Annotated in this window: 13 protein-coding genes; 3 read left to right on the top strand and 10 right to left on the bottom strand. The window is 32.7% G+C overall.

Annotated elements, in window-relative coordinates:
* Positions 1 to 308 precede the first annotated feature (308 nt).
* Positions 309 to 434 carry an excalibur calcium-binding domain-containing protein gene (locus tag V7014_RS18445; RefSeq protein ID WP_335509064.1) on the top strand — a complete coding sequence of 42 codons (126 nt, stop codon included), beginning with the start codon at positions 309 to 311 and terminating at the stop codon, positions 432 to 434.
* A gap of 164 nt (positions 435 to 598) precedes the next feature.
* On the opposite strand, the gene V7014_RS18440 is transcribed toward V7014_RS18445, so the two are convergent.
* Positions 599 to 1285 carry a YjjG family noncanonical pyrimidine nucleotidase gene (locus V7014_RS18440; protein WP_335509062.1) on the bottom strand — a complete coding sequence of 229 codons (687 nt, stop codon included), beginning with the start codon at positions 1283 to 1285 and terminating at the stop codon, positions 599 to 601.
* A 332-nt stretch (positions 1286 to 1617) separates the two neighbouring features.
* Between V7014_RS18440 and V7014_RS18435 the strand changes: the two genes are divergently transcribed.
* Complete coding sequence (locus V7014_RS18435) at positions 1618 to 2841, top strand: NupC/NupG family nucleoside CNT transporter (RefSeq protein ID WP_335509060.1); 1224 nt, start codon at positions 1618 to 1620, stop codon at positions 2839 to 2841.
* Positions 2842 to 3082: 241 nt separating this feature from the next.
* On the opposite strand, the gene V7014_RS18430 is transcribed toward V7014_RS18435, so the two are convergent.
* The 4 genes from V7014_RS18430 to V7014_RS18415 all read right to left on the bottom strand — a co-directional run bounded on the left by V7014_RS18430 (position 3083) and on the right by V7014_RS18415 (position 5983).
* Positions 3083 to 3505, bottom strand: a complete 423-nt coding sequence (locus V7014_RS18430) for a DUF1801 domain-containing protein (RefSeq protein ID WP_335509058.1) — start codon at positions 3503 to 3505, stop codon at positions 3083 to 3085.
* 102 nt (positions 3506 to 3607) lie between these two features.
* The gene (locus V7014_RS18425; protein WP_335509056.1) at positions 3608 to 4432 is read right to left on the bottom strand and encodes an alpha/beta fold hydrolase; all 825 of its coding nucleotides are present in this window, start codon (positions 4430 to 4432) and stop codon (positions 3608 to 3610) included.
* A 322-nt stretch (positions 4433 to 4754) separates the two neighbouring features.
* Positions 4755 to 5210 (bottom strand): SRPBCC family protein, encoded by a 456-nt coding sequence (locus V7014_RS18420; RefSeq protein WP_335509054.1) that lies wholly within the window; start codon positions 5208 to 5210, stop codon positions 4755 to 4757.
* A gap of 158 nt (positions 5211 to 5368) precedes the next feature.
* Positions 5369 to 5983, bottom strand: coding sequence for a TetR/AcrR family transcriptional regulator (locus V7014_RS18415; protein WP_335509052.1), 615 nt, complete (start codon positions 5981 to 5983; stop codon positions 5369 to 5371).
* 192 nt (positions 5984 to 6175) lie between these two features.
* Here V7014_RS18415 and V7014_RS18410 point away from each other — a divergent pair, with 192 nt between their 5' ends.
* Positions 6176 to 7363, top strand: a complete 1188-nt coding sequence (locus V7014_RS18410; protein WP_335509050.1) for a YhgE/Pip domain-containing protein — start codon at positions 6176 to 6178, stop codon at positions 7361 to 7363.
* 311 nt (positions 7364 to 7674) lie between these two features.
* Here the strand turns inward: V7014_RS18410 and V7014_RS18405 are convergent, their stop codons facing one another.
* From V7014_RS18405 to V7014_RS18385, 5 genes are all read right to left on the bottom strand, one after another.
* Positions 7675 to 7968: an RNA polymerase alpha subunit C-terminal domain-containing protein gene (locus V7014_RS18405; RefSeq protein WP_335509048.1), complete on the bottom strand. Its 294-nt coding sequence runs from the start codon at positions 7966 to 7968 to the stop codon at positions 7675 to 7677.
* A 105-nt stretch (positions 7969 to 8073) separates the two neighbouring features.
* The gene (locus V7014_RS18400) at positions 8074 to 8505 is read right to left on the bottom strand and encodes a GNAT family N-acetyltransferase (protein ID WP_335509046.1); all 432 of its coding nucleotides are present in this window, start codon (positions 8503 to 8505) and stop codon (positions 8074 to 8076) included.
* A 504-nt stretch (positions 8506 to 9009) separates the two neighbouring features.
* Positions 9010 to 9513: a DinB family protein gene (locus tag V7014_RS18395; protein ID WP_335509044.1), complete on the bottom strand. Its 504-nt coding sequence runs from the start codon at positions 9511 to 9513 to the stop codon at positions 9010 to 9012.
* Positions 9514 to 9828: 315 nt separating this feature from the next.
* Positions 9829 to 10776, bottom strand: coding sequence for a hypothetical protein (locus tag V7014_RS18390; protein WP_335509042.1), 948 nt, complete (start codon positions 10774 to 10776; stop codon positions 9829 to 9831).
* A gap of 339 nt (positions 10777 to 11115) precedes the next feature.
* Positions 11116 to 12157: penicillin-binding transpeptidase domain-containing protein (locus tag V7014_RS18385; protein ID WP_335509040.1), on the bottom strand; the 1042-nt coding region annotated here is incomplete at its 5' end.

The raw sequence follows: 12157 nt of genomic DNA, 5'->3' as shown, positions 1-12157 counted from the left end.
ACTTTTTCAGTGCCCTCTATTTATGCTGTCTCTTTCTTTAGTTCAAAAGATTTCCTAACCAACTAAGATTCATCATTTAAAATGGTTATTTTGCTAACAGTTTTATATAGATTGCTGTTAATGAAGCTACCGAAAAAGTCAGTAACGAATATCAAACTAGATTAGAACTGGCTATTAGTGATGCCGTTGCAAAAACTAAAAAAGAACTAGAAACAGAAATTGAAAGACCTGAAGTCTCCCAAAATGAACAAACATTCGACGAAACATTCAATCAGACAAACTTAGAATTTGATCCATTTGGTCCTGATTTGGATTGCACTGATTTTTCTTCACAGTCAGCTGCACAATTTGTTTATGAAGCTGCTGGTGGCCCATCACAAGACCCTCATGATCTTGATCGTGATAATGATGGAACAGCATGTGATTCTAATTAACACTCATAATATATAATGTGTTTTGTTCTCACATCGGATAATCCAAATGAATATAATCATGTTAATCAAAAGAGCACTCTTTGTTTATAACTACTGACTATTTAAGAAGATTCTGTACTATCTTCTTAAATAGTCAGCTACAACATTTAAATAAGATTCACTCATTATGCCTTCATTATCTTTATAAGATCAATCAGTTCACGAATTTCATGAGTTGGCTTTAGTTCAGTATCATTTCCCTTTACATGTGGATTGAACCAACAAGTATCAATTCCGTAATTGGTTCCTCCTTGTATATCCGAGGTTAAAGAATCGCCCACAATCAACACTTTTGTTTTATCTTTAATTTGTAATTTAGAAAATGCATAATCAAAGATTCCCTTTTCTGGCTTCTGAAACCCTGCTTCTTCAGAAGTAATAAGATACTCAAAAGAATTGCACAAAGGAGAGTTTGCGATTTTTGACTTCTGGACATCCAAGAATCCGTTTGTTATTAACGCAAGCCGACAATCAGCAAGGCTGTTACATAATTCTACAGCTCCATGTACAAGATGAGATTCCTTGCCTAAATAACCAAGATAGCTACTATTGAAAAGATCTGGATTGATTTGAATATCATGTGTAAGAAACAATCTTCTAAATCTCTCTACTCCCAATTCTGGTAATGTAATGAGCCCTTGCTCCAAGTTTGCCCATAATACCTTACTAATTTCTTTATAGCTCGTTTCATAATCTGCCAATCCCGTAGGCAAACCGAACTCTACAAATACATTATGTAGCGCATTTTTTTCTGACATTCCAAAATCCAACAGTGTATCATCAACATCAAACAGTATAATTTCATATTTCACGATTCATTATCCCCCAAAATCATTGTCACCCCTAATACTAACATCTAACTTAACTTGTTCATACTAAAGTGAAACTTTAATCGGTGAGGGTTTTCGTCTATCTCCCACCGATTATTAGTTGAACCAATCAGGTTTTTACTGGTGCTTCATCTCACACCTAAAAGTCTTCGCTTTAACTTTCGGTTTGAACTGGGAGTCTTAACGCCAGTTAGAACGTGTTAAAAGAAACATACGATTCTACCTACAATCTCCTCTTGAATCCCATAAATTATATTGATATATTAAATATTCATCTATAAGTTTTTAGATAGTAAATTTCATGAGGTGACATAATGAATTATCTTTGGGGTTTGTTGGGTATTGTATGTATTTTAGGTATTGCATTTCTTTTATCTACCGACAAACGAAAAATTAATGTCCGCACTGTTGTTGTGGCATTAGCAATTCAAATTTCCTTTGCTTTTATTGTTTTGAAATGGCCATTAGGTCGAGCTGTTCTACAAAAAGTAACTGATGGAGTGAACTCAATTATCGGCTACGCCAATGAAGGTATTAACTTCTTGGTTGGAGGACTTTACACTCCAGAATCAGGCATTACACATGTTTTCATATTTAATGTTTTAGGCATTATCATTTTCTTCTCTGCTTTAATCTCTGTTTTGTATTATTTAGGGATTATGCAACTTTTTATCAAATATGTTGGTGGAGCACTGACCAAACTGCTAGGTACTAAAAAAGCTGAATCTTTTTCAGCGGCTGCAAACATATTTGTGGGCTATACTGAAGCTCCTTTAGTTGTTAAACCCTTCATTGAAAAAATGACTAAATCTGAATTGTTCTCCGTTATGGTATGCGGTTTAGCATCTGTATCTGGTAGTGTATTAGTGGGATATTCTTTGCTGGGCGTTCCTTTGGAATATTTACTCGCGGCGAGTATTATGTCTGCACCAGCTGGATTATTACTTTCGAAAATTATGATTCCTGAAACGGAAATAAGTCAAGAAGATGTTGAAGGATTCAAAATAGCAAAAGACGAAGATTCAACAAATGTAATTGATGCTGCTGCAAATGGAGCATCAACAGGATTACAACTCGCTCTTAACGTTGGAGCTATGCTACTTGCTTTCATCGCCTTAATCGCATTGCTTAATGGTATTTTAGGATTTATTGGTGGGTGGTTTGGATTTGATCAACTATCTATCGAATTAATTTTGAGTTACATTTTTGCACCATTAGCATTTGTAATTGGTGTACCTTGGGACGAAGCCTTGATGGCAGGTAACTTTATCGGTCAAAAGCTAGTCATTAATGAATTTGTGGCATACAGTAATTTCGCTCCACACATCAGTACTTTATCTGAAAAGTCAGTTGTGGTTATAAGCTTTGCACTATGTGGTTTCGCCAACATTTCTTCCTTGGGAATCCTACTTGGAGGACTTGGTAAGCTAGCACCTAGTCGCAGATCAGATATTGCACGTTTAGGTATAAAAGCAATTTTTGCAGGTGCATTGGCATCTTGTTTAAGCGCTGCTATTGCAGGCATGATTATCGGTTAATTATGTAATTTAGATGAACTGAGCATATTTATATTAATATAAAAAAAAGCCAACGAGCTGAATTGTCCTCACCTATTAGGCATAACTAACAAGTGAGGTGTAAATCAAATGCCGTTGGCTTTTTTCAGTTATGAAACTAATGCCTTGTCCATTCTATTCATTTTTCTCATCATTCTCAAAGAAAGTTAAACGATTTCCAAAAGGATCAATTAACAACATTTCATATCCATTCTAAGGAGAATTATTGATTTGGATAGGTCTCTTTCCAAAACGTTACAGATTGTTTAATAATCGCTTTTAAAACTTCAACATCAATATCTGCCACTTTATTTATATACACACACGCTTTTCCCGAAGTATGTTTGCCAAAGTCCTTTAATAATTCCTCTCGTTTCGGATCGCCCGTTGCGAAATATAAACTGATTTTAGCTTTTCGAGGTGAAAAACCTACTAACGGTGCATCTCCTTCGTGACCTGATTCATATTTATAATGATATGAACCAAAACCAATAATACTAGGTCCCCACATCTTCGCATTATAACCCGTCGCTTCCGTAAAAATATCTAATAATTTATATGCATCTTCACGTTTTTTAAGGCTTTCAACATTCTCAATAAACTCAATGACACTACTGTCATTTTCTTTCGTTTTTAATTCGTACATAGTTTGAATCTCTCCTTTTTTGATTTTTAGGGTTTATTTATCTGCGCTATAGTTTATGTTTTCTACTTCCATTAATCTACCCATCCACAACTTGATCAAATATCATCTTTTACTATTAAGCTCATTAATTAACCAATCGCTTATTAGCCCCTGTACTACTTCACGTTTTTCTATATGAAGCATATGACCAGCTTGATTCAACACAACATACGAAGAATTAGGGAATTTTTCAAGTAAATTTAAATGATCCTTATACCCACAGATTGCATCTTGTTTCCCCAATATAAATAATGCAGATTGTGGAAGGAAACGTACATCCGAAAACGGTTCAATTGAGAGTAGGTATCTTTTCTCTTTCCAATCAGACATTAGAAATTTTTTGTTCGCTAATAAACGTCCAGGTTGTATTTCTTCTAAAAAAAGTGTTAGACAATCGCTAGTTTGATGGTTCATCAGTGTTTCAAATGCGATTCTTGTATCAGAATCTAGTCTATTAATTACACAATCATCTTTTGAAAAAATCACTTTATCAGGAAGTTTTCTTTCTTTTACATGAAGTGCTGGTGCCAACAAACAAATACTTTTTACTTGTTCTCGTCTACTATGCAAAACACCTTGTGCTAAATAACCTCCAAATGAAAATCCAATTAAAGAAAATATTTGATTAGGAATAATACTGTCTATAAAATCCAAGATGTTCAAAAGCATGTCTTCCGTAGAATTGACATTATCATTAATCTCACTATGCCCGTGAGCTGGTAGATCAATGTATATTCTCTGAAATCCTTGAACGTCATTAAAAATAGGCTCTAACCATGATTTCATTGATCTATAATCCGTTCCTAATAAATGCATTATTACTATTGGAAAACCATTTCCTATAATCTCATAATTAATACTCCCCTTGCTAACTTCACACCTCGCCATTTTTCATTCCCCTTTTTGTTCGCTTATATTATTTTTCATATCCACTTTCTAAAACTCAAACAAACACACTTCCTTATTTTAACATCTATTGAAATTGTATTATTGCTTATTGTAAACTTTTCCCCACTATTAGAAAAAGAATAAGGAGCTGTAATCACAGCTCCTTATTCTACGGTTTCATTCCATAATATTTCTGAATTTACATCGGAAATAATCGTTTGCTTTCATTTATATAGATTTCCTCGTAATTTACGATACTCTCCTCTTCATCAAGAATGATCAGTATCTGTAATTCAAGAACAATCCCTTCCACCATGAATAATTAACGACTAATTTCCGCTTCAGCCACGTTTTTGACACGCTCTAAAAATTCTACTACTACCTTTTCAGTAGCAAATAATAAAAATAATTTCACAAACCACTTTAATGGACGGTTTGTTACTGTATAAGTAAATGAAGTTTCACTTTCATTTATTTTTTGTAATTCATAAAAAGCTGTAATTTCAAACATATTAGCAAGTGTAAAACCTACTTTCAGCTTTTTATTATCAGCTGTATTCGCATATTCCAAGGTTTTAACGTCATACTCTTCAATGCGTTTTCCTTCTTTATATTTTTGACGATATACGCTTCCAACTACTTCTTCCGTTATTTTCACAGGTTTGTTTTCAACTACTTGAGGCATTATTTTTTGCATATCTTCTAAAGAACCGTTAAGAAATTTCCAAACATGTTCAATTGGAGCGTTTATTATAATATCTTTCGTCCAAGTTTTCATTGAAAACACCTCTCTTTCCATAAATAAAATTATATTACTTTTCTCTCATTAAGTTAGTATATACTTCATAAACCCATATTAAGCTATGATCTTATTCATAAGAATCATTCATAAATACCACTTCCTGATATTAAATGGAATTAATAAGCTATATCAGATTAGTTTTTTAACCCCATTGCATTTATTGGTCCTTTGACTGTCATATTAAATAAAATTAATGCTATATCGTGTGGAGACTGTTTCATACCAGTATTTAACCAGTGCTGTATTACCCCCAAATGTGCTGAAGTTGTATACGCAATAAAAACGTCAACAGGTATAAGTAAATTTTCTTCTTTAAACTTACTAATAGCATTATCGAGCATATTTCTCTCCATAATTTCCTTTATTTTAACTTGAAACGAAAGATCTCCCTTTGAACCTAAAATAACCTTCATAAATTGAGAGTTTTCTTGGAAACATTCAATTAATTTAACTATAAATGGAAACGGTTCACTTCCAGAATAAAATATCTGCAACTCTTTAGGGGTTAGACTCTTGACGTACATAACTATTTCTTCTATTTTCTGTAGGATTTCTTCCTCGCTTTTCTCCAACAAATCGTATTTATCACGATAGTGCAAATAGAATGTACTACGATTAATGTCAGCTCTTTCCGTTAAATCTCGCACAGTAACAGCATCAAAACCTTTTTCATCCATTAACTCGGTAAGAGCCTCTCTAATTACTTTTCTCGTTTTATTTATTCTTCTATCAATTTTTCCCTCACACATAAAAGTCCCTCCGAAAAAAATTGTTTATTAAACTACATTGCAAAGTCTTCTGTTGTTTATTAATCATCTATCCCTTTATTGATGGTGGTGTATCTTTGATTATTAAATATAATATACACTATGAAGGTTAATCAACACAATGTTGATTATTTTAGATTACTAAGGTTTTCAAAAAATAAGGAGGGAATAAAAATGAGTTTACTAAAAAATAAAATGTTGATTTCAATTCCAATTATCACTTTAATCATCATCTTTATTTTTTCGCTTGCACAAATACCATCAGCTAAACAAGCACCCAAAAACTTACCTATAGCAATTGTCAATGAAGACACTGGAATGGACATTCCTAATATAGGTACTGTAAATTTAGGAAACAAAATAGTGGATATGATTAGTAAAAAAGCAAAAGAAACAAATGCTGAAAATGAGCCCGCTATTAAATGGATTTCTGTCTCTAATTATCAAAAAGCAAAACAAGGGATGGATAATCAAGAATATTATGGTGCCCTTGTTATTCCAAAAGACTTTAGCCTGAAGCAAGCTTCACTACAAACACCAACACCTTCACCGTCTGAAATAAACATTTATGTGAATCAAGGCATGAATGCGATTGCTTCAAATACAGTCACACACATATTAAACGAAATTGTTGACAACATTAACAAAAATGCAATTACTCATCTATTAGAAGAATTTAAAAAGCAAAATAGATCAATAACTGCAGAACAAGCATCTATCTTGGCTTCTCCAATAACAAAAAATGTAAATTATGTAAATCAAACTGGTACACAAGGAAACACTCCTATTGCTTTATTTCAACCTCTCTGGATGGCGAGCATAGTTGGTGCGGCACTTATTTGGGTATCACTAAGAAGCTTAGGACAAACAACTAAAACGAAAAAGATGACTATTATATCCATACATGTTCTAATAGGAGCTATTTGTGCCCTCGTTATAGGTTTTGGGCTAACTGGGTTAGCGGACGGAATGCTTGGATTTGCTATTCCATCTTTTATGGATACAGCACTTTTTCTAACGATTACTAGTTTTAGTTTTATATTAATGATTGTAGCTGTTCTTATGTGGCTAGGAGTGGCTGGATTACCTATTTTCGTTCTTTTATTATTCTTTGGTGCACCATTATTAGCAATGGCACCAGAATTTATGCCTTCTTTTTATCAAGATTGGGTTATCACGTGGTTACCAATGCGTTTTATGATTGATGGACTTCGAGAGTTATTTTTCTTTGGTAAAGAACTAAGTTGGAATGATCCTACATCTCTTTTAATCTGGATTGGAATAGGAAGCCTTCTTTTATTATTCCTATCTACTTTTAAACCAGATGCCAAACAGAAAAAGAACGTAACAACTAATTTATAGAATAATATGCGCAATCCTCTCAACAAAAGAGGTTTTTGCTTAATTGTTTTATTGTTTATTTAAAGCATATTTAATTACGGAATACATTTTCATGAAGTGGAGTAATTAGTTTCATAAAAAAACAATATAAATAGTGTCCAAAAAGCGAATGAAGTAGCTACGTATTTCATTCGCTTTTTTAAAATTTGAGATTTTTTTAATGAAAGTCTGCTTCTTCTGTTAATGAACTCGTTTGCGTAACAAGAAACACTCACAACTCCTGATCACTCATTGATTATTAACTCTTGTATCTGTTGGTAAAAAACATTTGTTTAATTTTTAAAGGATAATCCACTTTCTTTTAATGAAGCTATAAGTTTAGGTAGAGATGCTGGTCCAATACCGTGAAATTTCAAAATCTCTTTTTCACTAAACTTTGATAGTTGTTGCAAAGTAGTTATTCCATTATGTTCCAAAGCTCTTCTTGCTGGTGCCGAAAGATGCGAAAGAAATCCACTATCAGGCTTACTTTCTTGCTCACACTTCGGACAGCTTTGACAGTCACTACTCTTATAATATTTGTGTCCTTTGCTGCATATCCTTAAGTTTTTTTTCGAAGTTGCCATTCTAAAATATCCCCTTTTTAAAGATACATACTAATTATTACTTATTATACTAGTCTTTTCTAAATAAAATTAAACAAGTAAACTCAAAGGAATTTTAAACTATCATTAATAATTCTTTAAGTCCTTTTTTAAATAGTAATGCTTATAGTCTCTTCCTACATTATCTATACTCCCGAATACTCGATAACCATTTTTTTTATAAAACTCTAATGCCTGAAAACTCAAAGTATCTACCTTTATGAAATCACATTTTTTCTCTAAAGCTATCTTCTCTAGCTCTAATAATAATGTCGTTCCATATCCCGATTTTCGTAGATCCTCATCTATTATAAAAGTATAGAGTTCTAACCAATTCCAACATACTTCAGAAAGTATTCCGCCACGAACAATGCCGTTTTCGTCCTTAAGGAATAAATTGATTTCTTCATATCTACCACCTAAATCTACTGGGAAATGCTTTAGATTAAACTTATAAATTTCATCATTAATATATTTTTTATCCTTATTATTTATTTCTTGAGTAATATGTAAATTCATTATTCATTTCTCCTTTTGTTCAATATTTCTATAGCCTTAGTGAAGTGACTATTTTTACTTTTCCAGTCTTCTTTGTTAAATGTATAATAATCATGCGTTTGATCTTCAATTTCAATAATGCTGGTCTATTTCCTCTCGCCATTTGTAAGAGTTGATTAAATTATATCTGGCTTATATTACTTGAAAAACCTCATACTTATTTCATAAACGAAAATAAGCCAATACGGTATAAAACCACATTGGCTTATTTCAAAAGTTTATTCTATTTCATTTAGTACCATTCTTTGGTCGCCTAAGAACTAAAAAGGTTTATTCAAATATTTTGCTCCATTTGTGAAATATGAAAAAGTCGATTCTCCCTATTGAAGAATCTCACCCGTTTGCTCAATAAAGGGCAGCAAACAAAAAGAATCAATTTCGAAAAAAGATTAAACAAAATTGATTCTACAATATCGGATGGAAATGAAATATTAGAAATTTGACATTAAGTTGGGTTCTCTTGAACTACATTTGCGGGGCTTCCATACCAAACTTTGCCCATTCCTCTTTTGAAGGACCATAAATTCCCGGAACTGTTAATCCTGCCTGTCTCATAAGAATCGTCATTTGTCCTCGGTGGTGGCTTTGATGTTGAAGCAAAAACATTAATAGTGAACCAATTGGTATTTGTTGACCCATAAATTCGATACAATCTTGTAGTGTATCTTCAGCCCATTGTTCTTTTAATGCAAGTATAAATGCATTGCTAGCTTGATGATAACTGTCTTTTATAAACTGAGCCGAAGTAGGAACGGGATAATCTTCGGCAGGGGCTTCAAATGATAAATTTGTATTTGAAATAATAATTCGAATAGCAGCAACGGTATGCCAAGCAATACGTCCTAAATTCCAATTTTGTGAAGTCGTTTCCTGTTTAAGTGATTCATCAGTTAAATGACTCAGTAGTTTCTGTGTAGCAGCAGCTTCGAACTCCCAAGATTTTAAAAAATGCTCTAAGGTTTGAAACATAAGAATCCCCCTAAAAATGTTTTTTAATAACGTTACAAGATAGATTTGAATTCTATTTAACAGCATAATGGAAATATTCTATAAAATTCACTCTAAATCCTTCTTGGGCTAACCTACCGTTAGCTCCATAACAAAAAGGAGCCAATCATAGCTCCTATTGTTGAAGTAAAGCACCTGTTTGTTTAAGTATGATTTTTCACAAACTAATATCCTTTAAGGTGAATTAATTATTATCAAAATCCAAATTTAAAAGTTAAAGAAAAGGAATAAGAAGAAAGCAAGGCGTGTTGGCTCTACTGCTTTTTGTCGATTATATTATATCAATTTGTTATTATACTTGTATTCAGAAATCCAATCCAATAGACCTGATTGGAGTGTGAATTTTTTGACCTGATTATACTCTTCATATGCAATAAATTCACCATGGGCAGCTCTATTGCGTATTTCATTAAAGCCCGAGAGTGTATTTAACCATTCTTCTTTTTTTTCATTGCTATTTTTCATTACATCTTCTCTAGTAAAATATTTAATTATATTTTTCCACATTAAGTTTTTTGGATTGGCCTTTGTCTCTTTAAACAGGATAATGCTCTTAAGTTCCTTCTCCAATACAGTTAAAAAACTTAATGCCATCCCGGTGAAAGATATTAGTTGATTTGACTTTGACATCATTTTTTCTTGAGCAAGTGCGGTTGCTAAAGTATTAAGAGAGTCACTATGAATATGGGAATATTTCTGTTTAAGTAATTCATACTCATTTTCGAGATGATCTAACGACTTAACATCTATGTTCACAGTAAGATGAAGAGCGAACTTTATATGTTTTTCATGTGAAAGGATACTCCAAGAAACCATTTTATTCCCGCTATCACTTATGATATTCACCGTTTGAGGTAAAGGGGAGGCAGGACAGCCAGTCTCTAACAGGTTTATTAAAAATTCCAATTGAATCTTCATCATGCCATAGTCTGCACTATGAAAATCATGTTGTTTAAGTTTATATTCTAATACAATCCCAACGGCTACTTGTCTAATAATTAATCGTTCTGCATGATTAAAAATATGTTTTTTGTAATTCTTTTTGGAAAGGAATTTCTGTATACTTTTCCTTATTTCTGGTGAATCTACAATTCCGTCGTTTTTGTATGCAACAATATGTTTATAGAAGAATGAGACAGGTTCTTCGTTCGTAATACTAGACATACTCCTTGCAGCACTTTCAATTAATTCATCATTAGGATTTTCCTTTTGTACTTCATTCAACAAAAAACACGTATGAGATAGCACGAATTCCCGTGGCCCTTTTTGGAAGTTATAAGGAGAGAGAAGGTTACATTCTTTTAATATCTTTGATTGTCTTGTCCAAAAATTACGATGATCTAGTTCAGTCCAGGTCAATTTAAACACTCCAGTATATTAATAAAGTTGAAAGTAGTATTATTATGGTGAATACTACTAGAGTTTTTTTAATATATCATATTATAGTAATTTAGATAGTTGAAAGTTGTGTAACAAGTAAAGCACTAGCTTAATAACTATGTTTTCTTTTTTGATAGTAATTACCGATAAAATAGCTACAAATTATCCCGATAATAAAAGGAATTACTTAGCCTCCATTTTTTCTCCGGATTTTCCGTTTTTTAAATCAAAGTAGGATTTAACAATTCCTTTACCAATTCTATGATTTATAGGATGTGAATCTGTCTTAGTATTTGGTACCACTACTGCAAATGCCATTTCGGGATTATCATGAGGGGCATATCCTACTAGAGTTAAATTATATGTTGGTTTTTCTTTATATAAATATTTTTTTACTGGATCGTAATAAAATGATTGTGCTGTTCCTGTTTTACCAGCCAGTTTATACTTATTGTAAGGAGGCTTATTAAAGTGTGAATATGCTGACCCTCCTGGTTCTTGGTAAACCATTCGAAATCCTTCCTGTACACGATCAATATGACTTTTCTTCATATCTACTTTATTCAGCACTTTAGTCCCTACAGATTTATATACATCCATTTCGTCTGGATTAGTAGATGAGATCATAATTTCTTTCACTAAATGAGGCTGCACTCTATAACCTCCATTAGCTATAGTCGAAATGTATTGCGCAAGCTGAATGGGTGTATAAGTGTCAAACTGCCCAATTGTAAAATCTAAGAGATAACCTGGATCATATTTCTTCCCAGGAAGCCCCGTTGATTCATTTGGCAAATCTATTCCTGTTCTAACCCCTAACCCAAATTGATTAAAGTAATAGCGAAAAGTTTGAAAGGCTTCAGGCTTTATTGGTAATTTAATGTTTTTATAATAGGTTTCTCCAAGCATAGCCATAGCTATTTTAAACATATAAACATTAGATGACCGTTGAAGCGCCGTTTGATCATTAACCCACCCCATATTATAAACGGATTTTTTTTCCTTTGTTCCTTTAATATAGATTGGTTCATCTAAAAACTGTTGGTTTGGTTTAATAACACCCGTCTCTAATCCTGTTAAAACAGTTGCGCCTTTTACTGCAGAACCCATTTCAAAAGATGAATTAATCGTTCCAAGTGCGTCATCAACAACGGTTGTTTTTTCATTCACTTTATCGAATTTCTTACCGGCCATTGATAGAACTTCTCCTGTTTGTGGATTCATA

The organism is Bacillus sp. JJ722 (assembly GCF_036963345.1).
Taxonomy (GTDB): domain Bacteria; phylum Bacillota; class Bacilli; order Bacillales; family DSM-1321; genus Bacillus_AD.
This window is presented reverse-complemented; position numbering and strand designations above follow the sequence as displayed.

What these genes read in the sequence shown, in the direction of transcription:
- V7014_RS18395 (WP_335509044.1), bottom strand. Translation starts at nt 9,513, where the DNA reads ATGTTTCAAACCTTAGAGCATTTTTTAAAATCTTGGGAGTTCGAAGCT.
- V7014_RS18430 (WP_335509058.1), bottom strand. Translation starts at nt 3,505, where the DNA reads ATGTACGAATTAAAAACGAAAGAAAATGACAGTAGTGTCATTGAGTTT.
- V7014_RS18410 (WP_335509050.1), top strand. Translation starts at nt 6,176, where the DNA reads ATGAGTTTACTAAAAAATAAAATGTTGATTTCAATTCCAATTATCACT.
- V7014_RS18435 (WP_335509060.1), top strand. Translation starts at nt 1,618, where the DNA reads ATGAATTATCTTTGGGGTTTGTTGGGTATTGTATGTATTTTAGGTATT.
- V7014_RS18415 (WP_335509052.1), bottom strand. Translation starts at nt 5,983, where the DNA reads ATGTGTGAGGGAAAAATTGATAGAAGAATAAATAAAACGAGAAAAGTA.
- V7014_RS18400 (WP_335509046.1), bottom strand. Translation starts at nt 8,505, where the DNA reads ATGAATTTACATATTACTCAAGAAATAAATAATAAGGATAAAAAATAT.
- V7014_RS18405 (WP_335509048.1), bottom strand. Translation starts at nt 7,968, where the DNA reads ATGGCAACTTCGAAAAAAAACTTAAGGATATGCAGCAAAGGACACAAA.
- V7014_RS18425 (WP_335509056.1), bottom strand. Translation starts at nt 4,432, where the DNA reads ATGGCGAGGTGTGAAGTTAGCAAGGGGAGTATTAATTATGAGATTATA.
- V7014_RS18420 (WP_335509054.1), bottom strand. Translation starts at nt 5,210, where the DNA reads ATGAAAACTTGGACGAAAGATATTATAATAAACGCTCCAATTGAACAT.